Genomic DNA, 26,439 nt, shown 5'->3' with positions numbered 1-26,439 from the left:
ATAGGCGGAGCATAGATTGAGCCATAGGCGATACGCAATCATCGGTTCATTTCGCAAGCGCTGGCCTCCTGGCGCATTGCTGATGCAGGGAGGCGCTGCAATCTCTTCATTGAACTGTCGCATAACTGTCATGAGCTAGCTGGTAGAGCGATGTCGACGCCGCATCACGCTGGCGGTTCTATCGTCTCAACGGGGAGAGTAAGCATGGACAAGTATCTCGGCTCGGCGAAAGAAATCGAAATCAAGACTCTGACGGAACGAAGAGAGGAGCTGGAAGACATCGGCCAGAACTGTTCCGCCAACCCCACCATGGGCGACATCATAAACCGCCGCTTCTCGCGCCGGTCCTTCATCGGCGGTTCGCTTGCGGTCGCCGCCATTTCCACGACAGTCAGCCCGCTCGCCCTGCTGACTGCCGATGACGCCAGGGCCAAGGAGATGTCGCAGTTCGACTTCAAGGAGATCGAAGCCGGCGTCGACGAAACTCACCACGTCGCCGAAGGCTACGATGCCGATATCCTTTTGCGCTGGGGCGACAAGATCTTCGCCGACAGCCCCGACTTCGATCCGCTCAAGCAGACGGCAGAGGCTCAGAGCCGGCAGTTCGGTTACAACAACGACTATGTCGGTTTCATCCCGCTCGATGGCAGTCCCGACCACGGCCTTCTGGTCGTCAACCACGAATACACCAATGCCGAAATCATGTTCCCGAACTTCGCCCGCGTCGAAAAGGTGACGGAGGACGGCAAGGAACAGGACAAAGTCGTTCTCGGCGACTACACCAAGGAACTGGTCGACATCGAGATGGCGGCCCATGGCGGAACCGTCATCGAGATTCGCAAGGTCGACGGCAAGTGGCAGCCGGTTCTCGACGGCAAGTTCAACCGCCGCATCACCGCCAACACCGAAATGCAGCTTTCCGGTCCGGCGGCCGGCCATGAGCGGTTGAAGACCTCGGCCGACGCGACCGGCACTACGGTCTTCGGCACGATCAACAACTGCGCCGGCGGCGTCACCGCCTGGGGCACCTATCTGATGGCCGAGGAAAACTTCAACGGCTATTTCGGCGGCGACCTCGCCGAAGATCATCCGGAATTCAGGGTGCTGAAGCGTCTCGGCGCGCCGGGTGGGCAATATGAATGGTCGAAATTCTACGATCGCTTCGATGTCACGAAAGAGCCGAACGAGGCCAACCGCTTCGGCTGGATCGTCGAGGTCGATCCGTTCGACCCCAATTCCGTGCCGAAGAAGCGCACCGCCGTCGGACGCTTCAAGCACGAGGGCTGTGAATCCATCGTCAACAAAGACGGCCGCGTCGTGCTCTATAGCGGCGACGACGAGCGGTACGACTATGTCTACAAGTTCGTGACGAATGGCACCTACAAGCCCAACGACCGCGCGGCGAACATGGATCTTCTCGACGATGGCACACTCTACGTGGCGAAGTTCGACGAGGACGGCACAGTCACCTGGATGCCGCTCATCCACGGCGAGGGCCCGCTGACGGCCGAGAACGGCTTCGCCTCGCAGGCCGATGTGCTGATCAACACCCGGCTTGCCGCCGATGCGCTCGGCGCCACCAAGATGGACCGCCCGGAAGATGTCCAGCCCAACCCGAAGACGGGCAAGGTCTACGTCATGCTGACCAACAACACCAAGCGGAAAGAGGACGAGATCGACGCCGCCAACCCCCGCGCCAAGAACGCCTTCGGCCACATCGTCGAGATCACCGAAACGGACGGTGATTTCGCCTCGACCAAGTCGCGTTGGGACATCCTCTTGAAATGCGGCGATCCAAGCGTTGCCGAGGTCGGTGCGTCCTTCTCGACAGCGACGACCAAGAACGGCTGGTTCGGCATGCCGGACAATTGCGCCATCGACGCCGATGGCCGCCTTTGGGTCGCGACCGACGGCAACAATGAAAAGGAGACCGGCCGTACGGACGGCATCTGGGCGGTCGACACGGAAGGTGAAGCCCGCGGCACCTCGAAGCTCTTCTTCCGCGTGCCGGTCGGTGCCGAAATGTGCGGCCCGAGCTTCAACCCCACGAGCGACACCTTCTTTCTCGCCGTGCAGCATCCGGGCGATGCCGGGCTTGCGACCTATGAAAAGCCAGCGACGCGCTGGCCGGACTTCCGCGACGACATGCCGGTTCGTCCGGCCGTCGTCGCCGTGACCAAGCAGGGCGGCGGCAAGATCGGCTAAGCGCATCAGCCCGAGAGTCGGACCCGGTTTTCGGACTGAAGCGTCGAGTCAGGCCTACAGCATTCTTTGTGAACGGGGCGCCGCATGAGATGTGCGGCGCCCTTTTCTTCGATCAGGCAGCTGACGGCGAGGCCGGACTCAAAGCCTTCAACGTCGCCTGGACGAATCCGTCGCGCGCGGAAGACGCATGGATGCCGCGCGGCTCGTAGACATGGCGGTTCAGGAAGTGCGCGGTGAGACGGAACGCTGCCGCGAGCGCGTCGTGATCGGCCGCCTTCTGGCGACCCGATAGAAAGTTTGGAAGGGCGAGCATGCGCTCGCCATAAGGGGCGCCCGCCTCGCGGCTGACTGCGCGGCCCGATTTCGGCGACACATAGACGAGTTCGTCGCGCCTGCCTGTTGCCGCGCATTCCGAAAGATCGAGGCCGAAGCCGAGATCGTCCAGAACCGCCAGTTCGAAGCGCACGAAGAGTTCGCCGGCATCCGCAGGTTCCTGCAAGTGGTCGACGATGACGGCAAGCGCCTCGTAAAGATGCGGATGCGGATCGCGCTCGGGCAGAAGCCGCAAAAGGGCACCCAAGGCCTGGATGCCGTAAACCGAGATCGCCGTCTCCATCAGACTGGCGGCGCGCAACTGCGTGGGTTCGACACGGAATTCGCCGAGATGTTCGTCGAGGCGCGCGCGCCAGGTGACCTCGACCGAATTGCCCGGCTGCAGCACCGGCTGCATGGCACGCGTTCGGCCCGCGCGCACCAGCCCCAGATGCCGGCCGTGCCCGGACGTCATGACCTCCGCGATGACCGAGCTCTCGCCATGTCTGCGGATGCCGAGAATGATGGCCTGGTCGCTCCATTGCATTGAAAAGGCATACACCCGCGGCGTGAAGCCGATCAAGCGGGATGGATCGAATACCGCACCAGGACGCCCGCAGGCGCAAAGGCCCCTTTCAGCCGCCCCCTCCTCGGACTACATTCGAAACGGGTCGATTCGCAGCCGTGTTCGAATGAGGGCACAGGCGTGACGGCCGATTTCGCCGATGCCATTTGCCATCGACAGGATCGTTTCGATTATGTTTGTGTTCCGCCTCGCACAGATTTCCATTCTTCTCGTCGCCGCCATTGCCCTCGCAGCCTGCGCGAGCAGCAGCAAGCCGCGGGCCGCCCGGCCGGCTGGACCCGACCCTTATTACACGGCGATGTACGGGCCGTTGCCGGAAGAGCTTTTCCCGCTGCCGGCGACCGACATCAGCAAGGTGGCCCCGAATTTCCTGCGCCAGCAGGTACCATACTCCACCATCGAGCCGCCGGGCACGATCGTCATCGACACGCCCGACCGGTATCTTTATTTGGTGCAGGACGGCGGGATGGCGCTGCGCTACGGGATCGGGGTCGGCAGGGAAGGCCTGGAGTTCGCCGGCGAGGCCCGCATCGGCCGGAAGGCGGAATGGCCGCGCTGGATCCCGACATCGGATATGGTCGCACGCGAGCCGGAGCGCTACGGGCCGCTCGCGGGCGGCATGGAACCAGGTCTTACCAATCCGCTTGGCCCGCGCGCCCTCTACCTTTACCAGAACGGCAAGGACACGCTGTTCCGTATTCACGGCACCCCGGAAGCCTGGTCGATCGGCAGGGCGGTTTCGAGCGGCTGCATCCGCATGCTCAATCAGGATATCATCGATCTTTATAGTCGCGTGCCGGAAGGAACTCGGGTTGTCGTGATCCAGGCGGAACCGCCGATGAGTGCGGCGCTGCCGCCGGGCGACGCCCCGATGGGCACGACGGCCGACAACCCGCTTCTTTCCTTCTGAGCGGGGGGCCATCCGCGACCATTGCGCGTCTGAAAAGACGCGCGGCGCTGTAATCATGTCGCCCAAAAACGTGCAGCGGTTTTGGGGAATGACAGGCATAAAAACACGGACCTCAAGCGCGTCGCACGAGTACGCTCGATCATGACGCGCTGCAGACAAGCCATCGGAGCGACACCTTTCAATCGCCCGCCTTTGTGCGTATGAACGGTGAGTTATTGCAATCTGGGATATCGTCGTGCGTTACCTCATCACCGGAACCGCAGGTTTCATAGGCTTTCACGTCGCCAAGCGGCTGATCGACGACGGGCACTTCGTGGTCGGCTTCGACGGCATGACGCCCTATTACGACGTAACGCTGAAAGAGCGCCGGCATGCCATTCTCGAGCGCTCCAACGGCTTCAAGGCAGTGACGGCCATGCTTGAAGACCGGGCCGCCCTTGACCGGGCGGCGGGGCTCGCCGAGCCGGAGGTCATCATCCACCTCGCCGCACAGGCGGGCGTTCGCTACAGCCTCGAAAACCCAAAAGCCTACATGGACTCGAATGTCGTGGGATCCTGGAACATCCTGGAACTCGCGAAAGCGGTTGCCCCGAAACATCTGATGCTCGCCTCGACCTCTTCGATCTACGGCGCCAACGAAAAAATTCCCTTTGTCGAGACCGACCGGGCCGACGAGCCGATGACACTTTATGCCGCGACCAAGAAGTCGATGGAGCTGATGGCTCACAGCTACGCCCATCTCTACAAGGTACCGACGACGGCTTTCCGCTTCTTCACCGTCTATGGCCCGTGGGGGCGGCCGGACATGGCGCTCTTCAAATTTGTCGAAGCCATCCACAACAACCGGCCAATCGACATTTACGGTGAAGGGCGCATGAGCCGCGATTTCACCTATATCGACGATCTCGTCGAGGGCATTCTCCGGCTTTCGCACGTCGCGCCCTCCGAAGACAACCGCGTCGCGGCAGATGCGGCCGACGACACCCTCTCGCGCCATGCGCCGTTCCGTGTCGTCAATCTCGGGGGTGGCCAGCCGGTGGACCTGATGACCTTCGTGGAGACTGTCGAGCAAGCGCTCGGCCGTCCAGCGATCCGAAACATGCTGCCGATGCAGAAGGGGGACGTGCCACACACCTATGCGTCGCCGGAACTGCTCGAGGCGCTCACCGGCTTCAAGCCCTCGATTTCAATCGAGGAGGGTGTCGGCAGGTTCGTGAAATGGTATGCGCAATATTACCACGCAGGCGGCGCCGATTGAGGCGTTTCGAGACAATTGCGGCGAATGCGCACGCCCCTGTCATTTGCTGGTCGAAAATCGGTCCTATTTGCCTATCAATGGATTGGTCTACAGCGCCGCGCGTCTTACCAGACGCGCAAAGGTCGCTGTAGCACTTTGAATTTCTGCATGTCCTTCTCTTAGACGAGGTTTAAGGAGACATGCAGTTGGCTTGGGATCTACCAAATTCGCCCATTCTGCGACGCGGGTTTGGTAGCGCCTGGCCTACCTCCCAAGAGCCTTGAAGACCCAACGACAAAGGAAGAGCGGATGAAGATAACGATGATTGGCGCCGGCTATGTCGGCCTGGTTTCCGGCGTGTGCTTTGCGGATTTCGGCCATGACGTCGTCTGCCTCGACAAGGACGAGGGCAAGATCGTGGCCCTCGAGAAGGGAGAGATTCCGATTTTCGAACCGGGCCTCGCCCAGCTCGTCGCCCACAATGTCGCCGCAGGACGCCTGACCTTCACCACCGACCTCACATCCGCCGTCGCAAACAGCGACGTCGTCTTCATTGCCGTCGGCACGCCGTCGCGTCGCGGCGACGGCCATGCCGATCTGTCCTACGTCTACGCGGCTGCGCGCGAGATCGCCGCCAACCTCTCCGGCTTCACCGTGATCGTCACCAAATCCACCGTACCGGTCGGAACCGGTGACGAGGTCGAGCGCATCATTCGCGAGACCAATCCGGAGGCCGACTTCGCCGTCGTCTCCAATCCGGAGTTCCTGCGCGAAGGCGCGGCGATCGAGGATTTCAAGCGACCGGACCGGATCGTCATCGGCCTCGACGGCAATGCCGAACGGGCGCGTGAGGTGATGACCGAAGTCTATCGCCCGCTCTACCTGAACCAGGCGCCGCTGGTCTTCACGACGCGCCGCACGTCCGAACTGATCAAGTATGCCGGTAATGCCTTCCTGGCGATGAAGATCACCTTCATCAACGAAATGGCTGACCTGTGCGAAAAAGTTGGCGCCAATGTCCAGGACGTCGCCCGCGGCATCGGCCTCGACGGGCGCATCGGCTCCAAATTCCTGCATGCCGGCCCCGGCTATGGCGGCTCCTGCTTCCCCAAGGACACGCTGGCACTCGTCAAGACGGCGCAGGACCATGACAGCCCCGTGCGACTGGTCGAGACCACGGTTGCCGTCAACGACAACCGCAAGCGCGCAATGGGCCGCAAGGTGATCGTGGCGGCCGGCGGCGACGTGCGCGGCCGCAAGATCGCCGTGCTCGGGCTCACCTTCAAGCCGAACACCGACGACATGCGCGACAGCCCGGCGATCGCGATCGTTCAGACACTCCGGGACGCGGGCGCCGAAGTCACCGGCTACGATCCGGAAGGCGTGGAAAACGCCCGCAAGGTCATCGACGGCATGAATTATGCGAAAGACCCTTATGAGGCTGCGGCGCGCGCCGATGCGCTCGTGATCGTCACCGAATGGAACGAGTTCCGGGCGCTGGATTTCGGCCGGCTGAAGGCCGCCATGAAGACGCCGCTGCTCGTCGACCTGCGCAACATCTATCGCAAGGACGAAGTCACCAAGCACGGCTTCAGCTATGCCAGCATCGGCAGACCGGATTGATGAGGCGGAACCACGTCGCTCCGTGACGGCCCCGGGTGGCATCGGTCCGGAACCGGATTTCGAAACGATGCGTAGTTTCAAGAGCTACAGCGCCGCGCGCCTGAAAAGACGCGCGGCGCTGTAGTCGTCCGTGAACTATCCGTACGTCTCTGAAAGCGCTCTGTAATTTCTGCTTTCCTGCGGTACAGTGTTGCAAGAAAGGCGCTGGCTAAGCGCGCTTTTCTTGCAATTTGATTTTGCGGTTTGCGCCTTCAGCGCGGCGTGATTCACTCGGTTTAGCGGCGGTGAATCGAGGAGCGGCGATGTCGAGACCACGCGAGCGGCGCGAGACGGGGGAGCAGGATCTATTCCGCTCCCGGCTGGATCAGATCATCAACATGAAGCACGAACTGGTGCGGCTGGCGCAGGCGATCGACTGGCCGTTTCTGGAGCGCCACTTCGGTGAAGTCTATAGCGACGGCCCCGGCATGCCGCCGCTGCCGACGCGGCTGATGGCCGGGCTTTCGATCCTCAAGCATACCTTCAACCTGTCGGACGAGGAGCTGTGCGCCCGCTGGGTGGAGAACCCCTATTTCCAATATCTGTGCGGCGAAGAGTTCTTCCGCCATGACCTGCCGTTCGACCGCTCGTCGATGACCCGCTGGCGAGGGCGCATGGGAGAGGAGCGGCTGACCGCGCTGCTGCAGGAAAGCCTGGCGGTGGCGGTCAAGACCGGGGCGATGCAGCCGGCCGACACACGCCGGGTGATCGTCGACACCACCGTGCAGCCGAAGAACGTGATGTTCCCGACCGACGCGAAGCTCCTCCACCGGGCGCGCGAGCGACTGGTGAGGCTGGCGAAGAAGACCGGCGTGAAGCTGCGCCAGACCTATCTGCGGATCGGCAAGCTGGCGCTGATCAAGCACCAGCGCTACGCCCATGCCAAGCAGTTCAAGCGGGCCAACAAGGCGCTGCGGACCCTCAGGACCTATCTCGGCCGCACCGTCCGCGACGTTCGCCGGCAGATCGGCGATGACGAGAAGCTGCGGGCGATCTTCCTCTGGCCGCTCCACCAGGCCTCGACGGTTCTGGAGCAGCGGCAGCGCCAGCGCGGCCGCAAGATTTACAGCCTGCACGCGCCGGAGGTCGAATGTATCGGCAAAGGCAAGGCGCACAGGCCGTACGAGTTCGGCGTCAAGGTCTCCGTCGCCACCACGCTCAAGCGCTCGAGGGGCGGCCAGTTTGCCCTGCATGCAAAGGCCTTGCCCGGCAATCCCTATGATGGCCACACGCTGGCGACCGTGATCCCGGACATGGAGAAAACCATCGGCAACGAGATCGGCCGCATTCTCGCCGACGCCGGCTACCGCGGCCACAATGCCCCGGAGAGCCACAGGTTCAGGGTCTTCACCAGCGGCCAGAAACGCCGCGTCACGCCGGCGATTAAGCGCGAGATGCGGCGGCGTTCCGCCGTCGAACCGGTCATCGGCCATCTCAAGGCCGAGCACCGCATGGGCCGCAACTATCTCGCCAGCGAACACGGCGACGCCAACAACGCCGTCCTGGCCGCCGCCGGCTACAACTTCTCGCTCCTTCTCAACTGGTTGAGGCAGCTTTTGTGGCTGCTGCTCGCCTGGCTGCACGCCCGAGCGAACCCGCGCGCCGCTTAGCGATAGTCATTGTTCACGGTCGACGCTGTAGCCTGGGCACCTGGAAATCAAGGGGGCTGCAGACAGGAGTCAAGCTTCGACGAATCCGTCAGGCCTTCGTTCCTACCGGCACCTTGGCGTCCCAGCTTTGCCCCGCAAAGATAACGCAGCTGCGACCGGAGACATCCGTCACGATCAGAGTCCACGTACCGCTGTCGGCAGCATAGAGTTCCATCACCGCCCGCGGGTTGATCAGTCCGACCGCCGCCTGTTTTTCGGCATATTGCCGCGCCAGGAACTCGATCACCTGGGACCGCTCGGCGCAATTTACGACGCCCTGCGCTTCAGCCGGAACCGGATAAACCGTTGCTGCCAGCGCCAGCAGAGCAGCGTGCGGAAGGCTGCGGGTCACATTGCGTACCATGAGGCACCTCCTCTCACCGGGGGCTCCGGCGGAAGAGGATTTTCACGGGCCTGTTCCGCAGTAGACCGGCACTCCTAAAGGTCGACACCTACATGCGACGACGTGCGTCGCCACCGGAGGGATGACGGAGGGCCGGTTCAGGAACTGAAAAATCGGAATCCAGCCAACCGTGTCGTTGTACTAACGATCCGCAGCAAAAGCCGTTCCTTCCGGCGCTCACTTTTTGCGCATCGCCTCCATAAGCGCTGCACCGAACCCACCCTGTGCCGGGGCCTGGCTCTTCTGCGGCCGCCCGCCCGCATTGCGATTGCCGCCGCTCGGATTTGCTCCCCTCGCCTCTTGGCCGGTGTAGGCGCCGCCATCCTTGCGCATGCTAAGGCCGATACGCTTGCGGGCGATATCGACCTCCGTGACGCGCACACGTACTACGTCGCCGGCCTTGACGATCTCATGCGGATCCTTGACGAAACGATCTGCGAGCTGCGACACATGCACGAGGCCATCCTGGTGTACGCCGATATCGACGAAGGCGCCAAAGGCTGCGACGTTCGTCACGGTGCCTTCGAGCTGCATGCCGACTTTCAGGTCCCTGATATCGTCGATACCTTCGGCGAAGGTCGCGGTCTTGAAGCTCGGACGAGGATCGCGGCCGGGTTTCTCCAGCTCGGCGAGAATGTCCTTGACGGTTGGCAGACCGAAGCGCTCGTCGACGAAAATCCGCGGGTCGAGCTTCTTCAAGGCAGCGCTATCGCCCATCAGCGAGCGCACATCGCGGCCGCAGGCGGCGACGATCTTCTTGGCGATGCCATAGGCTTCCGGGTGCACGGCGGAGGCATCGAGCGGCTCGGGTCCATTCGGAATCCTCAAGAAACCGGCGCATTGCTCGAAGGTGCGCGCACCGAGGCGCGCCACCTTCAGAAGTTCCTGCCGGTTGGCAAAGGGGCCCATCGCATTGCGATGTGTAACGATCGCTTCCGCCGACGACTTGCCGAGTCCCGAGACCCGCGCCAGAAGCGGGGCCGAAGCGGTGTTGAGATCGACGCCGACGGCATTCACGGCATCTTCGACCACTGCGTCCAGCGACCGGCTGAGCTTCGACTGGTCGACGTCGTGCTGATACTGACCGACGCCGATCGATTTCGGCTCAATCTTGACGAGTTCGGCAAGCGGATCCTGCAGCCGCCGCGCGATCGACACGGCCCCGCGCAGTGAAACATCGAGCTCCGGGAACTCGACGGCCGCCGTTTCCGAAGCGGAGTAAACCGAGGCTCCCGCTTCCGAGACGATGACTTTCGTCGGCTTCGGTGCCGGCATTTGCGCCAGCATGTCGGCGACGAGTTTCTCTGTTTCGCGGCTGCCGGTGCCGTTGCCAATGGCAATCAGCTCGACCTGGTGCTTGCGCAGCAATGATGCGAGTTCGGCTTGCGTGCCGCGAACATCGTTCTTCGGCGGAAAGGGATAGACGGTCGTCGTGTCCAGGAGTTTTCCCGTGCCGTCGACGACGGCGACCTTCACGCCGGTGCGGATGCCGGGATCGAGACCCATGGTCGCACGCGAGCCGGCCGGGGCGGCAAGCAGCAGGTCCTTGAGATTGCGTGCGAAGACGCGAATCGCCTCCTCCTCGGCCCGCTCACGCAGCTCGCGCATCAGGTCCAGCGAGAGCGACAGCGAAAGTTTGATACGCCAGGTCCAGCCTATGACCTCCAGCAGCCACTTGTCTCCCGGCAGGGATCCGCGCACATCATAGGCAGCCGCGATCATCCGTTCGACGGGTTTCTGCGGCGAAACCTCGTCCTGATCGACGACGATATCGACGGAAAGGACCTCCTCGTTCCAACCGCGCAGCATCGCCAGCGCCCGGTGCCCGGGCGCGGTGGCCCAGCGCTCCGTATGGTCGAAATAGTCGGAGAATTTCGCGCCGGCCTCCTGCCTGCCGTCAACCACCCTGGCGCGCAGGAAGGCCGCTTCGCGCATATGGTTGCGCAGGCGCCCGAGAAGGTCGGCATTTTCGGTCATGCCCTCGGCGATGATGTCGCGGGCGCCGTCGAGCGCCGTCTTCACGTCTGGGATATCCGCGCTCAGGAAGGCGGCCGCACGCTCGGCCGGCGCGATGGTGCGATCGCCAAGGATCGCTTCCGCGAGCGGCCCGAGGCCGCGCTCCCGTGCGATTTCCGCCTTGGTCCGCCGCTTCGGCTTGTAGGGCAGATAGATGTCCTCGAGCTCCGCCTTGGTGACAGCGGCGGCTATTTTGCCTTCGAGGTCATCGGTGAGCTTGCCCTGGGTGCGGATCGAGTCGAGAATCGACACGCGCCGCGCCTCGAGTTCGCGCAGATAGGTGAGCCGCTCGGAGAGAATACGCAGTTGCGTATCGTCGAGACCGCCGGTGACCTCCTTGCGGTAGCGGGCGATGAACGGCACGGTGGCCCCGCCGTCGAGCAATTCGACTGCGGCGCCGACCTGAGCAGGGGTCGCCTTGATCTCGCTTGCGATGATGGTGGCGATGGGCTTTGCGGTCGTGACCATTCGGCATTCCGTTCTTCTGTTTCCGGCGGGACCATACCGGCGCAACGAGGCAAGGCCAAGCGAAAGCCGTTTGCGGCCGGCCGGAACTCCACAGGAGAGCAGAAACGATTCCCCGCGGGCTTCTTCCCCGCATGCGGGCGAAGGGGGGATGGTGCGCCCTCTCATCGCTTCTTCAAAAATATCGCAGGCGGATGGTCAAACGGCAATGAGTTCCAGCCGCTGCCGCGTCTTCTCGAATTCCAGCAGTTCGCGCTCCTTCGCTTCGATGTAGTCGCGCGACACCGGAACCGTCTCGAGCGATGGCGAAAGCTGGAGCTGGAAAACGAAATGCTTGTCGTAGAGGAACGCAGTCTCCGAGGCAGCGAGATAGAATTCCCACATCCTGAAGAAGCGCTCGTCGTACAGCCTCAGCACCTCTTCCCGCCGCGCCACGAAGCGCTCGCGCCAGGCCCTGAGCGTCCAGGCGTAATGCATCGGCAGGATTTCGATGTCCTTGACCAGCAGTCGAACGTTTTCGACCGGCGGCAGAACCTCCGAAAGGGCGGGGATATAGCCGCCGGGGAATATGTATTTCTCGATCCACGGATTGGTGGCCCAGGGCTTGTACATCTGGCCGATCGAGTGAAGCAGCATCACCCCGTCGGGCTTCAGGAGCTCCTTCATCTTGCGGAAGAAAATGCCGTAGTTGCCGATGCCCACATGCTCGAACATGCCGACGGAGACAATGCGATCGAACTGCCGCCCCTGCATGGTGCGATAGTCCTGCAATTCGAATCGGACGCGATCGGAAAGGCCGCGCTTGGCTGCGCGCTCGCGCGAAACCTTGAGCTGCTCCTCGCTGAGCGTGATGCCCGTAACCTCGACCCCCGAGGATTCGGCGAGATACATGGCCATTCCGCCCCAGCCGGAGCCGACCTCCAGCACCTTCTGGCCGGGTTCGAGCAGAAGCTTGGCCGCGATGTGCCGCTTCTTGGCGCGCTGAGCCTCTTCGAGCGAGATTCCCGGCGGATGAAAATAGGCGCAGGAATATTGCCAGTCCTCATCCAGGAAGAGGTTGAAGAGCTTGCCATCGAGATCGTAATGATGCGCGACGTTGCGGCGGTTGCGATTGACCGGCAGCCGGCTCTTTAGCTGCTGGCGCAGAACGTGCCAAACCGCCGTCACGGTGTTGGCGGCGTTTGCGGCGTTCTCCAGACCATTGCTCTTGGCGATGGAAAGGACATCGAAGATATCGCCCTCCTCGATGACGACGCGACCGTCCATGTACATTTCGCCGAACTTCAGCCCGGGATCGCGCACTATGGCCTTTTCTGCTTCGGCGTCGACGAGCCTTATGGTCGCCGGCTTCCCCGTGCCGTCGCCGAACACGACCTGCTCACCCGTCGCGAAGATGACCTTGAGTTTTCCCTTCTGCACCAGACTGCGAAGCAAATTCACCAATGCCGCATTCATATCCTACCTCGACGCCAGACCTCGACTGAAACCTTTCGGTTCTTCCGCACGGAGCGTAGGGTGGCTCGGCCGTCTTCCGGAAATATGTGCTGCGCTCGCGAAATGGTCGCGTCCGGAAGTGGCCGGAAACCGGCTCGGGCAAGCCTCACGGCCTCCGGAAAGCTGAACCGGCAATGCGCGCAGGAGCAGCGACCGGGATGTCGTCAGGCAAGCCGTTTAGGGCTCCTATCCATCAGAACTTCCCTTAAACTTAGCGAGGTTCGGCGGTTTATCAATGGGGCTTTTCCGTGGCCCCTCAAGGACTTGCCGCCTTAGAATATTCGAAAGAACTATCGCTATACGTTTGAGGTACCGCCCGGTGTCAGTCCTCTACAGCGTTCGTCTTGTTCTGATGCGTAGAGATCGCTGCAGCGGACTCGACTGCAGCCGGTCAAGCTTTACGGAAACATGGAGCCGGCGCCGAAGACGCCCCGGCCGGGGAGACGGTCTCGATCATGCGGACGATCGAAGTCGATTGCAGGTCCGGCCGGTACGATTCCGGTCGGGTTGACGTTGCGCAGGCTGTAATAGCCGCGCTTGATCTCGTCGATGCGTACGCTCTCGCGGATGCCCGGCCACTGGTAGATCTCCCGCAGGTGGCCGGAGAGCGAAGGATAATCCTCGATCCGGCGAATGTTGCACTTGAAGGCACCGTAATAGGCGGCGTCGAAACGGACCAGGGTTACGAACAGGCGGAGATCCGCTTCGGTAAGATATTCGCCGGCGAGATATCTGTGCGTCGAAAGATGCGATTCGAGCTCGTCGAGCATGTCGAAAAGCGCCGCGACGGCCTCGTCATAGGCGGCCTGCGTCTTGGCGAAGCCCGCCCGATAGACACCGTTATTCACGCGGGTGTAGATCGGCTCGTTCCAACGTTCGATTTCCTTGCGCAAAGATGCAGGATAGAAGTCCAGGCGATTGCCTGAGAGCCGATCAAAAGCCGTATTGAGAATGCGGATGATTTCGGCCGATTCGTTGTTGACGATCGATCCCTCCTGCATGTCCCACAGCACCGGCACCGAGACCTTGCCCGTATAGGTCGGATCGCTTGCGGTGTAGAGCTGGTGATGGTAGCGAATGCGGCCGACGCGGGTGCCGGCGTCGGCGGGCTCGCGATAGGCCCATCCGTCGTCTCCCAGCACGGGATCCGCCACTGCAAGGCTGACGATCCCTTCGAGACCCTTGAGTACGCGCATCGCGATGGTGCGCGAGGCCCAGGGGCAAAGATACGATACGAACAACCGGTAGCGGCCGGCTTCCGCCCTTCGCGCCGGCTGGCCGTCCGGCCCCGGCCGTCCATCGGCGGTGATCCAGTTGCGGAACCGGGTCGGCTCGCGGTGGAAGGCGCCGTCCTTCATCTCGCTCGCGGCGACATCGGTCCTTACCCATTCTCCGTCGACCAGTTGCGGCATTCGAGCTCTCCCGAGACGCTGTACTCACCGGCGCCATCGCCCACCTCCTCCCATGAGACTACCGGCGGGTCAATCGCGTGGAGGGGTGACAGATTGTTCGCGCTCTGGATAACGGACTTGCCTCACGGGAGGAGGTGGGCGCGAGCGAATCTTACTCGTTTACAGTCTAACGACCGCAAGCCGCGGAGCTACGGGCTACTTCGGGAATTCGAGCCCCATTTCGCGGAAGCGTTCCGGATCGTCCCCCCAGTTCTCGCGCACCTTCACGAACAGGAACAGGTGGACCGGCTGTTCCAGGATCTCCGAAATCTCCCTGCGGGCCGCCGTCGAGATCGCCTTGATCGCCTCACCGCCCTTGCCGAGCGCGATCTTCTTCTGGCTGTCGCGCTCGACATAGATCACCTGCTCGATGCGCACGGAGCCATCCTTGCGTTCTTCCCACTTCTCGGTCTCGACATGCGAGGCGTAGGGGATCTCCTGATGCAGGCGAAGGAACAGCTTTTCGCGGGTGATCTCGGCCGCGAGCTGGCGCATCGGCAGGTCGGAAATCTGGTCCTCGGGATAATACCACGGGCCCTCCGGCAGCGTCGCCGCGAGGTAATCCATGAGATCCTGGCAGCCGGAGCCGTTCTGCGCCGAAATCATGAAGGTACGCTCGAAGCCGACGGCATCGTTTGCCGCGGCCGAAAGCTGCAACAGTTCCTCCGGGCGGACCCGGTCGATCTTGTTGAGCACCAGCACCTTTGGCTGCCGGACCTCCTTCAAGCCATCGAGGATCGCCTCCGCATCGCCCTTGAGCCCGCGCTCGCTGTCGATCAGCAGCACGATCACGTCGGCATCCTTTGCGCCGCCCCATGCGGTGGTGACCATGGCGCGGTCAAGCCGCCGGCGCGGCTTGAAGATGCCGGGGGTATCCAGGAAGACGATCTGAGTGTTGTCGTGAATGGCAATGCCGCGAATGATCGCCCGCGTCGTCTGCACCTTGTGGCTGACGATCGTCACCTTCGCCCCGACAAGGCGGTTGACCAATGTCGATTTGCCGGCATTCGTCGCGCCGATCAGCGCCACGAAACCCGAGCGGGTCGGCTTGGCGCCGGCGCCCTTGTCCTGTTCCTTGTCCGTCATGATATCCGTCAATCTCCGGCAGACCGCTTCTGCCAAACACCCTCGCGCTCCAGCAACCTCATGGCGGCGATCTGCTCCGCGGCGCGTTTCGAGCGGTCCATGCCCGTCTCGGGCGCTAGCCCGGCCACCTCGACCGTCACCGTGAAGCGGGGATCATGGTCGGGACCGGAACGATCATCCGTCCTGTATTTCGGCGCGACACCGAACCTGGCGTGCGCCCATTCCTGCAATTCGGTTTTCGCATCGCGCCGGGCACCGTCGGCGCTTTCGGCGCGATCGGTCCAGTGCTTGAGCACGAAGCGCCGCGCCGCCTCCAGCCCGCCGTCGAGATAGATGGCGGCGATCAGTGACTCTACCACATCGGCCCTCACATTCATCATGTGCTTGCCCGTAATTCTCTTGACGTCCGACCCCGTGCGGATGAATTCGTGCAGCGATAGCTCGTCGGCAACCCGCGCGCAGCTCTCTGCGCTGACGAGCTGGTTCAGGCGCACCGAAAGCTCGCCCTCGTTGGCGTCACGAAAGGTCTGGAACAGGAGTTCCGCTACGCAGAGCCCGAGCACGCGATCGCCGAGGAATTCCAGCCGCTGGTAGTTGCTGCCCCGCGCCGTTCGGGCGCTGGAATGGGTCAGGGCGCGATCAAGCCGCTCCTTCTCCGAGAACTGATAACCGATCGCGGTCTCGAGCCTTGCCCGATCCTCCGCGCTCAGCGAGCGTCCCTTCATCATTCGACGCCCTTGAACAGGCGGTCGTAGCGCAGGTTGGCCGGCCACTTCCAAATCTCACGGAACGAGGTGTCGTTGCCGAGCGAGAAGAAGATCAGGCTGGCGCGGCCGACCAGGTTCTCAGCCGGAACGAAACCGACATCGAAGCGGCTGTCGGCAGAATTGTCCCGGTTGTCGCCCATCATGAAGTAGTGGCCCTCGGGGACGATGAATTCACGGGTATTATCACCGCGCGAATCCGGGAATTGGTCGAGCGTGTCATAGGAAACGCCGTTGTCCATGGTCTCCCGGTAAACCGGGATGTCGCCGCCCGTGTCGTATTGGTCGTCCGCGCGGAACGACCCGTCCGGCACGCGATCAACGGGCTTGTCATTGACGTAGAGAACGCTGTTGCGCACCTGGATTCGGTCGCCCGGAAGGCCGACCAGCCGCTTGATGTAGTCGATGTCCGGGTTCGGCGGGAAACGGAAGACGACGATATCGCCGCGCTCCGGCTCGCTCGCGAAAATGCGCCCGCTGAAGAGGTTCGGCGAGAAGGGCAGCGAGTATTTCGAATAGCCGTAGGCGAATTTGTTGACGAAGATGTAGTCGCCGACGAGCAGCGTCGGCATCATGGAACCCGACGGAATCGTAAAGGGCTGAAAGAAGACCGTCCGGATGACCAAAGCCAGGAGCAGTGCCTGGATGATGACCTTCACATTTTCCCAGAGACCGCTCTGCTTCGTTTCTGTGTTCTCTGACACTCTGCCTTCTTCCTTGTCATCCTGACCGGTGGGTGCCTTGCGATTCAGCATTCGACTGCCCCGAACTCCCGTGCCTGCGCGACGCCGCGCAAGTCGATCCTATAGTTTCCGGGAATACCGCACCTCAAGCGACCTTTGCAGCGACGTGCGTCTTTTCGGAGGCACAAGGTCTCAGTGGCGCAGTGCGCTCGCGCGCAGGTCCCGTCTTCCCGAGAGTGCTCTAAACCGTTCCATCCGCCGGAGCAACCGCAAGAGCCTCGATAATCACGAAGGCCTGCGCCAATGGAAAATCGTCGGTGATCGTCAGATGGATCGCCGCGCGGTGTCCGACGGGCAACATCCCTTGCAGGCGCTGCGCCGCGCCGCCGGTCAATTGCATCGTCGGCTTTCCACCCGGCATATTGACGACGCCCATGTCCTTCCAGAACACGCCCTGCGCCAGGCCGGTACCCAGCGCCTTCGAACAGGCCTCTTTGGCCGCGAAGCGCTTGGCGTAGGATGCCGCGCGGTTCTTGCGGCTCTCCGACTTGGCGATTTCGATGTCGGTGAAACAGCGCTGGACGAAACGCTCGCCGAAACGCTCGAGAGAATTCTCTATGCGGCGGATATCGATGAGATCGCTGCCGATGCCGATGATCATGATGAATGTCCGACCCTCTGCACACGCTGGTGCCGGCGCTGCTTCTGAAAATGCCAAGCGGCCCGGAAGGCAAGCGGATAGAAGATCAAGGCGCCGGCCAGGGCGAGCGGGATCGAACCGACGAGCAGCGGCTTCAGAACCGGTCCCCAGAGTTCAGCCAGGTTCATGTGCTCGATCATCCGGCCGATTTCCGCCGCGGTGACGGCCGCACCGCCCACTGGCCCCAAAAGCGCGGTGCCGATCTCATAGGAAACGGTCAGGATCACCGGAATGGTGATCGGATTGGCGAGTACCGTGCTGATGGCGGCTGCGAGCACATTGCCCGAGAAGGCCGATGCAAGGATGACCGCCATAACGATGTGCAAACCGAAGAACGGAGTGAAGGAGGATGCTGCGCCCGCCGCCACGCCGACGGCAATCGAATGCGGCGACGATTTCAGGCGCAGTATACGCAGGGCGATATAGCGCAAACCGCGCCCTCGCCCCTTGCGCGGCGAGATCACGGCGCGGAGTCTTTCGGCAAGCGGCACCGGTTTTCTACGCCTGAATAACATCTATGCCGTCATGATCCCATGCAGAGACCGCCGCAAATCGGCGCAAGACGGCCCGCCCGCCTCGTTCCGGCGAAAGATAAGTGCGAGCAGCGCCGCACGCAAGGGAGACCATGACGGGTCTGCCAGCGTGGGAGCCATGCAAATGGCGCATGACTCGATTGAGCGCTTCCGCGGCGCCTCACCGGGGCGCAACGGCTGCAGGTCAATAATACTTCCGAAAAAGGCCGCGATCGATCTGACGCTGGCGGTGCTCGAGGTCCATGCGATCGACCGAGCCGTTCAGATAGGCGATCTCGCGTTCCTCGACGGTGGGAATGTGCAGAGCACGGGTGATTTTCTTCAACTGCTTGAACATGGCAAACCTCTTCGTTTACCTCCCGAGCAGGAAGATAGTTTAGCTATGTCTGCTACACCAGCGCCGGGATGAGGCGGCAGCCATGCGCCGCGCGCATGGCAGCACCGGTTTCTCGCTCATCCGTGCCCGATATTCAGGCATTTGCATCAGCAGGTTCTCGACGCCCACGATCGAGCCGGCCCTATCGGCTCCTGTCACCGAGACTGGTATTTGGATCACGCGAACAGGCGCTTCACCATGGAAATGCTCGGCAGTTCCTTCAGTTGCGTCATCAGATGGTTGAGCTGGCGCAGGTCCCAGACTTCGAGATCAAACTGCAATTCGCTGAAATCGGCTGCCACGCGGCCCATCGACAGCGAGCGGATGTTGACGTCGGTGGTAGCAACCGCCTGGGCAATCTCCGCCAGCGTGCCGGGCTCGTTCAAGGCGCTGACAGCAATCCTTGCCATGAAACGGCTGTTGTTCGCCTCGTCCAGATCCCATCGCACATCGATCCAGCGCTCCGGTTCCTCGTCGAACTTCTGCAGGATCGGCGACTGGATCGGGTAGATGGTGATGCCCTTCTCCTTATCCATGATGCCGACGATCCGGTCGCCGGGAACCGCCCCGGCGGGGCTGAAATGCACCTCGGCATTGCCGGACAGGCCGCGGATCGGCAGCGCTTCCGGTCCTTCGGCCTGCTGCGCAGCGGTCGCCTCTTTCGAGCGGCCCGGCAGCTTGAAGACCATCCCGGCGGCGCTACGCATGTTGAACCAGCCGTCGTCTGCGCTAGGCTTGACGGTCACGCGTTCGTCCTGATGGTCGGGGAAGACGGCACGCAGCACGTCGAGCGAGGAGAGCTCCCCGCGGCCGACGGCGGCTATCGCGTCTTCGATTTCCTTCTGCCCGAGCCGGTGCAACACCGGCTTCAATCCCTCGCGTGAGAAGGTTTTGCCGGCCCGCTCGAAGGTGCGCTCGAGGATGCGGTAGCCGAGGCCGGCATATTGCTTGCGCACCGCCGCACGCGTCGCGCGGCGAATGGCGGCGCGCGCCTTGCCGGTGACGACGATCTCTTCCCAGGCGGGTGGCGGCACCTGAATGCCGGAGCGGATGATCTCCACCTCGTCACCATTGTTCAGTCGCGTCACCAGCGGCATGATGCGGCCGTTGATCTTGGCGCCGACGCAGGTATCGCCGATATTGGTGTGCACCGCATAGGCAAAGTCGATCGGCGTCGCGCCACGCGGCAGCGCGATCAACTGCCCCTTGGGCGTGAAGCAGAATACCTGGTCCTGGAACAGTTCGAGTTTTGTGTGCTCGAGGAATTCTTCCGGATTGTCGCCTTCGGCGAGCGACTCGATCGTGCGGCGCAGCCACGCATAGGCATTCGACGTCGGAGACCGCGTCGCCTCCCCCGAGACGGTGTCGCGATCCTTGTAGATCGCATGCGCCGCGATGCCGTATTCGGCGATCTCATGCATGCGCTTGGTGCGGATCTGCAGTTCGATGCGTTGGCGGGACGGTCCGATAATCGTCGTGTGTATCGACTGGTAATCATTTTGCTTCGGGGTGGAGATGTAGTCCTTGAAACGGCCTGGTACCACGCGCCAGCGGGTGTGGACGATGCCGAGCGCCCGATAGCAGGATTGGATATCGTCGACGATAATGCGGAAGCCCCAGACATCCGACAATTGCTCAAAAGAGAGCGATTTCGACTGCATCTTGCGAAAGACGGAATAGGGCTTCTTCTGTCTTCCCTTCACATAGCCGCTCTTGAGGCCCTCGGCCTCGAGCAAGTCGCTCAATTCCTGTTCGATCTTCTTGATCAGGCCTTCATTGCGCTGGGAGAGCTCCTCCAGCCGCCTCGTGACCGTCTCGTAAGCCTCTGGATTGATATGGCGGAAGGCGAGGTTTTCGAGTTCCTCGCGCATGTCCTGCATGCCCATGCGCCCGGCAAGCGGCGCATAGATGTCCATCGTCTCCTCGGATATCCTGGCACGCTTTTCCGCCGACATGTGATCGAGCGTGCGCATGTTGTGCAGCCGGTCGGCGAGCTTGACGAGGAGAACGCGGACATCGTCCGAGATCGCCAGCAGGAGCTTGCGCAGGTTTTCCGCCTGCTTCGCTTTCTTGGTGACGAGATCGAGCTTCTTGATTTTCGTCAGCCCCTCGACCAGCGCGCCGATATCCTCGCCGAAGAGTTCGTCGATCTCCTGTCGCGTCGCTGTCGTGTCCTCGATCGTGTCGTGCAGCAGCGCCACGGCGATCGTGGACTCGTCGAGGTGCATCTCCGTCAGGATCGCCGCCACTTCCAGGGGGTGGGAAATATAGGGATCGCCGCTTGCCCGCTTCTGCTGTCCATGTTTCTGCATGGCGTAGACATAGGCCTTGTTCAGCAAGGCCTCATTGACATCGGGCTTGTAGCTCTGCACGCGCTCAACGAGCTCGTATTGGCGCATCATCCGCTGGCGGCTCCATTGCAATCACAACAAACAAAAAAAGTGCGCCAATCATACGAGTGGCGCACTGCTTCGAAAACACGTTGGAACAGCTTTTGCCGAACGGATCTCAGTAGTCGTCGCTCTTTTCCGGGGGAACCAGGCCCTCGATGCCGGCCAGCAGTTCTTCCTCGGACATGCGGTCGAAGGTCAGCGCTTCCGGCTGGTCTTCTTCCTCCGCGGCTTCCGCGAAAGCGGCCGTCTCGGTCTGGGTGAGCGCGGCCGCATCGGGCTCTGGCTCGTCCACTTCGACATGCTTCTGCAGCGAGTGGATCAGGTCTTCCTTCAGATCGCCGGGCGAAAGCGTCTCGTCGGCGATCTCGCGCAATGCGACGACCGGGTTCTTGTCATTGTCGCGGTCGACCGTGATCTGGGCGCCTTGCGATATGAGACGAGCGCGGTGGCTGGCAAGCAGGACGAGCTCGAAACGATTTTCGACCTTGTCGATGCAGTCTTCGACGGTGACGCGGGCCATGGCCTTGTCCTTTGCGACTGGAAAGGCGCGGCGGCATTGCCGCTGCGCAGATTGACGACGTCGAAACCGGAAATTGCCGTAACGTGACGGCTCCATTGGCTCCGATTTCTGGAATTAGCGCCCGGATACAATCAAATCCGCACAAGTTCAAGTTTTTCCTGCATCCGGCGCTCACATCCTTCCCCGCCGCATGGTAGAATGTGCCGTCCCGGCACGGGTGGCAGGCGTTAGATATGGATCGTATTTCATTGCAAGCGAGGTAAAAACGCCGCCGACAATCGTAAATTGAACGTGTGGATGAACTGCAGCGACTGCTAAAATTTGCAATAGGCAGCATACGCCTGTTGGATTAATGCAATCGCCTAACTTACATTATTTGCCATACCAGCAATTATTAATGTAGTGCACCTATTTAAGCGCAGCCTTCCGCGGGGGCGGTCGGTACAATGCGCAGGCGTGGAAAAGGAAATCACGATGTTCGATCCCCGGGAGAAAATCGCTCTGTTTATCGACGGCGCCAATCTCTATGCCGCCTCGAAGAGCCTAGGTTTCGACATCGATTACCGCAAGCTGCTCAAAGCATTCCAGAAACGCGGCTACCTGCTCAGGGCCTATTATTACACGGCGCTCATCGAGGACCAGGAATATTCCTCAATCCGGCCGCTGATCGACTGGCTGGACTACAATGGCTACAAGGTCGTGACCAAGCCGGCCAAGGAATTCACCGACTCGCTCGGACGGCGCAAGATCAAGGGCAATATGGATATAGAGCTTGCGATCGACGCCATGGAACAGGCCGAGACCGTTGATCACTTGGTGATCTTCTCCGGCGACGGCGATTTCACCACGCTCGTCGAGGCGCTGCAGCGCAAGGGCCGCAAGGTCTCCGTCGTCTCGACCATGTCGACGCAGCCGCCGATGATCGCCGACGACCTGCGCCGCCAGGCCGACCATTTCATCGATCTCGCAACGCTCAGAGGCGAGGTTGGCCGCGAACCTTCGGAACGCACGCCGCGGCCGGCAGAGCCGGTTGCGGATGATGTGGAGCTTTGATCAGAATAGACGGGATACCAGGGCGTGCGGCGTGGTGCCCCTCTCCTCGGGTTTAACCCGAGGACTAGCCCTCTCCCCGCCTGCGGGGAGAAGGTCGCGGCAGCGGGATGAGGGGCACCAGTGCCCAGAACTCAGCCGCGCTCCTTGAGCAGCCGGCTCTTCTGCCGGTTCCAGTCCCGCTCCTTGGCCGTCTCTCGCTTGTCGTGCAGTTTCTTGCCCTTGGCGAGCGCCAGTTCGAGTTTCGCCCGACCGCGCTCGTTGAAATAGATCCGGAGCGGCACCAGGGACATGCCCTCGCGGTTGACGGCGCCCTGCAGGCGATTGACCTGTCGCTTCGACAGAAGCAGTTTCCGCCGGCGGCGCGTCTCATGATTGAAGCGGTTGGCCTGCAGATATTCCGGCAGATAGGAATTGATCAGCCAGATTTCACCGCCCTCGTCGGTCGCGTAGGATTCAGAGATATTGGCCTTGCCCTCACGCAACGACTTGACCTCCGTTCCGGTCAGGACGAGACCGGCCTCGTAGGTATCGACGATCTCGTAGTTGAAGCGAGCCTTGCGGTTCTCCGCCACAACTCTTCTGACCGTGCGCTCGCTGCCCTTTTGTGCCATCAATTCATCAATCCCGCATGCCTGAGCGCCGCGTCGATAGCCGCCTCGGTTGCCGGCTCCAGCGTCGAGAGCAGCGGCGACCGCACCGTGCGGCTCATCCGGCCGAGGCGATTGAGCGCGTATTTCGCGCCGCAGAGACCCGGCTCCATGAAAATCGCCTTGTGTAGCGGCATCAATTTGTCTTGGTATTCCAGTGCCTTGGCATAATCACCCGCGAGCGTCGCCTCCTGGAATTCAGCGCAGAGCCGCGGGGCGACATTGGCTGTGACGGAGATGCAGCCGACCCCGCCATGCGCGTTGAAGCCGAGCGCGGTCGCGTCCTCGCCGGAAAGCTGGACGAAATCCTTGCCGCAGGCCATGCGCTGCTCGGAAACGCGCTCGATCTTGCCGGTCGCATCCTTGACACCGACGATCGTCGGATAGGCCCTTGCGAGCGCGGCCATGGTTTCGACGCTCATATCGACAACAGACCGGCCGGGAATATTGTAGATCACGATCGGCAGCTTCACGCTTTCGGCGATCGCCGCGAAATGGGCAAAGAGCCCCTTCTGCGTCGGCTTGTTGTAGTAGGGCGTAACGACCAGGATCGCATCGGCGCCGGCCCTCTCGGCGTGCTGCGCAAGCTCGATCGCCTCGATCGTGTTGTTGGAGCCGGCGCCGGCGATGACCGGCACGCGCCGCGCGGCCGCCTCGACGCAGAGTTCCACGACCTGCTTATGCTCGTCATGCGAAAGCGTCGGGGACTCGCCGGTCGTGCCCACCGGCACAAGTCCGTGGCTGCCCTCTTTCATCTGCCATTCCACATGCGCGACGAAACGATCCGCGTCCACGGCACCGGTGGACGTGAACGGGGTTACGAGTGCGGGAATGGAACCCTTGAACATGCACAACTCCTGACGGCTCGGAAGGGCAAGAAACGCTCACTCTTTGGCCGCATTCGATGGTTAAAAACTGCCGCACCATAATCATGTGATATGGCTGCGGCAAGCGGCGTGACGATGCATTTGCCGTCAGTTTCCGTGCAAGTCGATTGTTGCGGCCTGTGGTGTTGGATCGATGTCGTTTTACGACAGAGACGCGTTGCGTTCGACAACCGTAGCGGCCTTTGGCTCCTCGACGGGTTCGCGCGGATTAATGTTTCGTTAGGGCAATCCGGCGCCAAATGAAGACTGAGACAATGGGGGAAGCTCGGGGTTCTTGATGCGCGGATCACACTTTCTGTCTCTCGCCGCCGGCGTTGGTGTCGCGATGATGGCTTCGTCTGCCGCAAGCGAAGGCCGGATACCCGTGCCGACAAGCAAGCCTGAATTTCCGGCCAAGACGGGACGCGTCGCGTCCGGAGAAGCGACCGCCACCATTCCGGCCGCGACTGCGCCCCGCAGCTTGGAGGTGAAGGCCGGCCTCGACGCCCTTTCCAACCGGAAACCGGAGCAGGCGATCGCCGTTCGCGACGGACTGCGCATGGGCACGCTCGACCGGCACATCCTCACCTGGGCGATTGCGCTCTCTGGCCAGAGGGGCGTCCCTTCCCGTGAAATTGCCGCGGCGCAAAGGGAACTCGAGGGCTGGCCGGGCCTGAAATCGCTGCGCGCCCATTCGGAGCGGGCGCTCTACCGCGAGAATCCGCCGGCTGCGGACGTCATCGCCGCCTTCGGCGCGACTCGACCGGAAACCGCGGAGGGCGCGATCGTCCTTGCGCGTGCGCTGGCCTCCGAGGGCCGGAGTGCCGAAGCAGCGGGGCACCTGCGGGCCCTTTGGGTCAAGGATGCTCTGGACAAGGACATCGAAGACAAGGTGCTCTCGGAATTCTCCGCGCTGCTGCAGCCTGCCGACCACAAGCGGCGCATGGAGATGCTCCTTTACAGAAGCCGCGTCGAGCAGGCGGAGCGCTTCGCCGCGCTCGGCAAGGCGCAGTCTCTGTATCGCGCCTGGGCCGCCGTCATCCGCGGCGGCGGCAAGGCCGCCGATCTGATCGCGGCTGTCGATTCGTCCTGGCGTGACGATCCCGCCTATCTCTTCCTGCGCATCGAATATCTGCGCAAGCAGGAAAAATATGAGGAGGCGGCAAAGCTTCTCGACCGGATGCCGCGCGACAAAAGCGCCCTTGTCGATGCCGGCGAATGGTGGACGGAGCAGCGCATCGTCAGCCGTGGGCTGCTCGATCAGGGCGACTTCCGCGGCGCCTATCGCATCGCGGCGCACCATGCGGCAAACGAGCCGACCGACATCGTCGATGCCGAATTCCATGCCGGCTGGTATGCGTTGCGCGCGCTCGAAGAGCCGGCGACGGCGGCGCGCCATTTTCGCAGGATCCTTGAAGTCTCCAGCCGGCCGATCTCGGCCTCACGCGCCTGGTATTGGCTCGGGCGCGCCGCGGAGGCTGGCGGCCCCGGGAAATCGGAGGAGTATTTCGCCAATGCGGCTCACTATCCGGCAAGCTTCTACGGGCAACTGGCCGCGGCCCGACTCGGCCGCCCCACGCTCAATGTCAGCTATCCGACGCCGACGGAGGAAGACCGGAGGCGGTTCCAAGAGCGCGAAGCCGTCCGGGCGATCGACCGGCTGGAGGAGGCAGGACATGGCTGGCGTGCGGACAGCCTCTACCGGGCGCTGGCCGAGGAGCTGACCAGTCCCGGGGAACTCGCGATCCTTGCGGCGCGGGCGGAAGAAACGCGGGGCCATCAACTTTCGCTGCAGATCGGCAAGATCGCCTTCGGCCGCGGCATCGACGTCGCCGCCCTCGCCTTTCCGCTTGGCGTCATTCCGTCGGGCGCCAATATCGGCGGCGCCGGCAAGGCGCTCGCCTATGCAATCGCCCGCCAGGAAAGCGCCTTCAATCCGGCGGCCGTTTCCGCGGCAAATGCCCGCGGGCTCCTGCAGCTTCTGCCGGCAACCGCCAAGGGCGTGGCCAGCCGCTACGGCCTTGCCTATTCCGCGGAGCGGCTGACGGCGGACGCCGGCTATAATGCAACACTCGGGGCCCATTATCTCGGCGAGCAGATCGAGAGTTTCGGCGGCTCCTATATCCTGACCTTCATCGCCTACAATGCCGGCCCGCGCCGGGTGCCGCAGTGGATGGCACGCTACGGCGATCCGCGCGGCAAGCCGATCGACGACATCGTCGACTGGATAGAGCGCATTCCATTCGAGGAGACGCGCAATTACGTGCAGCGGGTGATGGAGAATTACCAGGTGTACAAGGCCCGCCTCGGGCAAAATGCCGATATCGTTGCGGACTTGCGGGTGGGGCGGGAGCCTTGAGCTCGGAAACGGCGACGCACGTCCAGCCGGCATACCCCCTCTGGCCTGCCGACCATCTCCCCCACAAGG

The 26,439-nt window shown here is 62.3% G+C and carries 22 protein-coding genes; 7 read left to right on the top strand and 15 right to left on the bottom strand.

The annotated features are described in order from the left end of the window. The first annotated feature begins 204 nt into the window (after positions 1–204). A complete protein-coding gene (locus AC4P1R_RS03435; RefSeq protein WP_492177424.1) occupies positions 205–2,205 on the top strand; it encodes a PhoX family protein in 2,001 nt (666 codons plus the stop codon). 112 nt (positions 2,206–2,317) lie between these two features. Here the strand turns inward: AC4P1R_RS03435 and recO are convergent, their stop codons facing one another. Next, positions 2,318–3,064, bottom strand: a complete 747-nt coding sequence (recO, locus tag AC4P1R_RS03430; RefSeq protein ID WP_492177423.1) for a DNA repair protein RecO — start codon at positions 3,062–3,064, stop codon at positions 2,318–2,320. Positions 3,065–3,275: 211 nt separating this feature from the next. Between recO and AC4P1R_RS03425 the strand changes: the two genes are divergently transcribed. The 4 genes from AC4P1R_RS03425 to AC4P1R_RS03410 all read left to right on the top strand — a co-directional run bounded on the left by AC4P1R_RS03425 (position 3,276) and on the right by AC4P1R_RS03410 (position 8,522). Continuing rightward, positions 3,276–4,013, top strand: coding sequence for a L,D-transpeptidase (locus AC4P1R_RS03425; protein WP_069460839.1), 738 nt, complete (start codon positions 3,276–3,278; stop codon positions 4,011–4,013). Between the two features lie 235 nt (positions 4,014–4,248). Further along, on the top strand, positions 4,249–5,271 hold the full coding sequence (locus tag AC4P1R_RS03420) for an NAD-dependent epimerase (RefSeq protein ID WP_492177422.1): 1,023 nt from the start codon (positions 4,249–4,251) through the stop codon (positions 5,269–5,271). Between the two features lie 288 nt (positions 5,272–5,559). After that, complete coding sequence (gene rkpK / locus AC4P1R_RS03415) at positions 5,560–6,873, top strand: UDP-glucose 6-dehydrogenase (protein ID WP_069460552.1); 1,314 nt, start codon at positions 5,560–5,562, stop codon at positions 6,871–6,873. A 302-nt stretch (positions 6,874–7,175) separates the two neighbouring features. Beyond that, a complete protein-coding gene (locus AC4P1R_RS03410) occupies positions 7,176–8,522 on the top strand; it encodes an IS5 family transposase (protein WP_492176801.1) in 1,347 nt (448 codons plus the stop codon). A gap of 88 nt (positions 8,523–8,610) precedes the next feature. Here AC4P1R_RS03410 and AC4P1R_RS03405 read toward each other — a convergent pair whose 3' ends face one another. The 12 genes from AC4P1R_RS03405 to rpoZ form a co-directional block, all read right to left on the bottom strand. Then, complete coding sequence (locus AC4P1R_RS03405) at positions 8,611–8,925, bottom strand: hypothetical protein (RefSeq protein WP_069460551.1); 315 nt, start codon at positions 8,923–8,925, stop codon at positions 8,611–8,613. A 216-nt stretch (positions 8,926–9,141) separates the two neighbouring features. Then, the gene (locus AC4P1R_RS03400) at positions 9,142–11,448 is read right to left on the bottom strand and encodes a Tex family protein (protein ID WP_492177421.1); all 2,307 of its coding nucleotides are present in this window, start codon (positions 11,446–11,448) and stop codon (positions 9,142–9,144) included. Positions 11,449–11,643: 195 nt separating this feature from the next. Beyond that, positions 11,644–12,900, bottom strand: a complete 1,257-nt coding sequence (locus AC4P1R_RS03395) for a cyclopropane fatty acid synthase (protein ID WP_492177420.1) — start codon at positions 12,898–12,900, stop codon at positions 11,644–11,646. A 437-nt stretch (positions 12,901–13,337) separates the two neighbouring features. Next, positions 13,338–14,351, bottom strand: coding sequence for a glutathione S-transferase family protein (locus tag AC4P1R_RS03390; RefSeq protein WP_069460548.1), 1,014 nt, complete (start codon positions 14,349–14,351; stop codon positions 13,338–13,340). A gap of 195 nt (positions 14,352–14,546) precedes the next feature. Beyond that, positions 14,547–15,476, bottom strand: coding sequence for a GTPase Era (gene era / locus AC4P1R_RS03385; RefSeq protein ID WP_069460838.1), 930 nt, complete (start codon positions 15,474–15,476; stop codon positions 14,547–14,549). Between the two features lie 8 nt (positions 15,477–15,484). Then, positions 15,485–16,201, bottom strand: coding sequence for a ribonuclease III (gene rnc / locus AC4P1R_RS03380; RefSeq protein WP_106407947.1), 717 nt, complete (start codon positions 16,199–16,201; stop codon positions 15,485–15,487). Then, entirely contained in the window at positions 16,201–16,944 is a 744-nt protein-coding gene (gene lepB / locus AC4P1R_RS03375) for a signal peptidase I (protein WP_069460837.1), read from the bottom strand. The genes rnc and lepB overlap by 1 nt, the downstream gene beginning before the upstream one ends. A 220-nt stretch (positions 16,945–17,164) precedes the next feature. Next, on the bottom strand, positions 17,165–17,584 hold the full coding sequence (gene acpS, locus AC4P1R_RS03370; RefSeq protein WP_069460546.1) for a holo-ACP synthase: 420 nt from the start codon (positions 17,582–17,584) through the stop codon (positions 17,165–17,167). Further along, entirely contained in the window at positions 17,581–18,138 is a 558-nt protein-coding gene (locus tag AC4P1R_RS03365) for a DUF2062 domain-containing protein (RefSeq protein WP_069460545.1), read from the bottom strand. The genes acpS and AC4P1R_RS03365 overlap by 4 nt, the downstream gene beginning before the upstream one ends. 202 nt (positions 18,139–18,340) lie before the next feature. Continuing rightward, on the bottom strand, positions 18,341–18,493 hold the full coding sequence (locus AC4P1R_RS03360) for a DUF3563 family protein (protein ID WP_069460544.1): 153 nt from the start codon (positions 18,491–18,493) through the stop codon (positions 18,341–18,343). 215 nt (positions 18,494–18,708) lie between these two features. After that, positions 18,709–20,934 (bottom strand): RelA/SpoT family protein, encoded by a 2,226-nt coding sequence (locus tag AC4P1R_RS03355; protein WP_069460543.1) that lies wholly within the window; start codon positions 20,932–20,934, stop codon positions 18,709–18,711. Positions 20,935–21,040: 106 nt separating this feature from the next. Then, complete coding sequence (gene rpoZ / locus AC4P1R_RS03350) at positions 21,041–21,445, bottom strand: DNA-directed RNA polymerase subunit omega (RefSeq protein ID WP_069460542.1); 405 nt, start codon at positions 21,443–21,445, stop codon at positions 21,041–21,043. Positions 21,446–21,919: 474 nt separating this feature from the next. On the opposite strand from rpoZ, the gene AC4P1R_RS03345 reads away from it, so the two are divergent. Beyond that, on the top strand, positions 21,920–22,498 hold the full coding sequence (locus AC4P1R_RS03345; RefSeq protein WP_034854310.1) for a LabA-like NYN domain-containing protein: 579 nt from the start codon (positions 21,920–21,922) through the stop codon (positions 22,496–22,498). 131 nt (positions 22,499–22,629) lie between these two features. On the opposite strand, the gene smpB is transcribed toward AC4P1R_RS03345, so the two are convergent. Next, positions 22,630–23,109: an SsrA-binding protein SmpB gene (gene smpB, locus AC4P1R_RS03340; RefSeq protein WP_069460541.1), complete on the bottom strand. Its 480-nt coding sequence runs from the start codon at positions 23,107–23,109 to the stop codon at positions 22,630–22,632. Further along, entirely contained in the window at positions 23,109–23,993 is an 885-nt protein-coding gene (dapA, locus tag AC4P1R_RS03335; protein WP_492177419.1) for a 4-hydroxy-tetrahydrodipicolinate synthase, read from the bottom strand. Before dapA ends, smpB begins: the two co-directional genes overlap by 1 nt. 316 nt (positions 23,994–24,309) lie before the next feature. Here dapA and AC4P1R_RS03330 point away from each other — a divergent pair, with 316 nt between their 5' ends. Then, a complete protein-coding gene (locus AC4P1R_RS03330; protein ID WP_492177418.1) occupies positions 24,310–26,370 on the top strand; it encodes a lytic transglycosylase domain-containing protein in 2,061 nt (686 codons plus the stop codon). Positions 26,371–26,439: the final 69 nt, after the last annotated feature.

This window comes from Sinorhizobium sp. Y406, from assembly GCF_058732025.1.
This window is presented reverse-complemented; position numbering and strand designations above follow the sequence as displayed.

What these genes read in the sequence shown, in the direction of transcription:
- AC4P1R_RS03435 (WP_492177424.1), top strand. Translation starts at nt 205, where the DNA reads ATGGACAAGTATCTCGGCTCGGCGAAAGAAATCGAAATCAAGACTCTG.
- recO (WP_492177423.1), bottom strand. Translation starts at nt 3,064, where the DNA reads ATGCAATGGAGCGACCAGGCCATCATTCTCGGCATCCGCAGACATGGC.
- AC4P1R_RS03425 (WP_069460839.1), top strand. Translation starts at nt 3,276, where the DNA reads ATGTTTGTGTTCCGCCTCGCACAGATTTCCATTCTTCTCGTCGCCGCC.
- rkpK (WP_069460552.1), top strand. Translation starts at nt 5,560, where the DNA reads ATGAAGATAACGATGATTGGCGCCGGCTATGTCGGCCTGGTTTCCGGC.
- AC4P1R_RS03410 (WP_492176801.1), top strand. Translation starts at nt 7,176, where the DNA reads ATGTCGAGACCACGCGAGCGGCGCGAGACGGGGGAGCAGGATCTATTC.
- AC4P1R_RS03405 (WP_069460551.1), bottom strand. Translation starts at nt 8,925, where the DNA reads ATGGTACGCAATGTGACCCGCAGCCTTCCGCACGCTGCTCTGCTGGCG.
- AC4P1R_RS03400 (WP_492177421.1), bottom strand. Translation starts at nt 11,448, where the DNA reads ATGGTCACGACCGCAAAGCCCATCGCCACCATCATCGCAAGCGAGATC.
- AC4P1R_RS03395 (WP_492177420.1), bottom strand. Translation starts at nt 12,900, where the DNA reads ATGAATGCGGCATTGGTGAATTTGCTTCGCAGTCTGGTGCAGAAGGGA.
- AC4P1R_RS03390 (WP_069460548.1), bottom strand. Translation starts at nt 14,351, where the DNA reads ATGCCGCAACTGGTCGACGGAGAATGGGTAAGGACCGATGTCGCCGCG.
- era (WP_069460838.1), bottom strand. Translation starts at nt 15,476, where the DNA reads ATGACGGACAAGGAACAGGACAAGGGCGCCGGCGCCAAGCCGACCCGC.
- rnc (WP_106407947.1), bottom strand. Translation starts at nt 16,201, where the DNA reads ATGAAGGGACGCTCGCTGAGCGCGGAGGATCGGGCAAGGCTCGAGACC.
- acpS (WP_069460546.1), bottom strand. Translation starts at nt 17,584, where the DNA reads ATGATCATCGGCATCGGCAGCGATCTCATCGATATCCGCCGCATAGAG.
- AC4P1R_RS03365 (WP_069460545.1), bottom strand. Translation starts at nt 18,138, where the DNA reads ATGTTATTCAGGCGTAGAAAACCGGTGCCGCTTGCCGAAAGACTCCGC.
- AC4P1R_RS03360 (WP_069460544.1), bottom strand. Translation starts at nt 18,493, where the DNA reads ATGTTCAAGCAGTTGAAGAAAATCACCCGTGCTCTGCACATTCCCACC.
- AC4P1R_RS03355 (WP_069460543.1), bottom strand. Translation starts at nt 20,934, where the DNA reads ATGATGCGCCAATACGAGCTCGTTGAGCGCGTGCAGAGCTACAAGCCC.
- rpoZ (WP_069460542.1), bottom strand. Translation starts at nt 21,445, where the DNA reads ATGGCCCGCGTCACCGTCGAAGACTGCATCGACAAGGTCGAAAATCGT.
- AC4P1R_RS03345 (WP_034854310.1), top strand. Translation starts at nt 21,920, where the DNA reads ATGTTCGATCCCCGGGAGAAAATCGCTCTGTTTATCGACGGCGCCAAT.
- smpB (WP_069460541.1), bottom strand. Translation starts at nt 23,109, where the DNA reads ATGGCACAAAAGGGCAGCGAGCGCACGGTCAGAAGAGTTGTGGCGGAG.
- dapA (WP_492177419.1), bottom strand. Translation starts at nt 23,993, where the DNA reads ATGTTCAAGGGTTCCATTCCCGCACTCGTAACCCCGTTCACGTCCACC.
- AC4P1R_RS03330 (WP_492177418.1), top strand. Translation starts at nt 24,310, where the DNA reads ATGCGCGGATCACACTTTCTGTCTCTCGCCGCCGGCGTTGGTGTCGCG.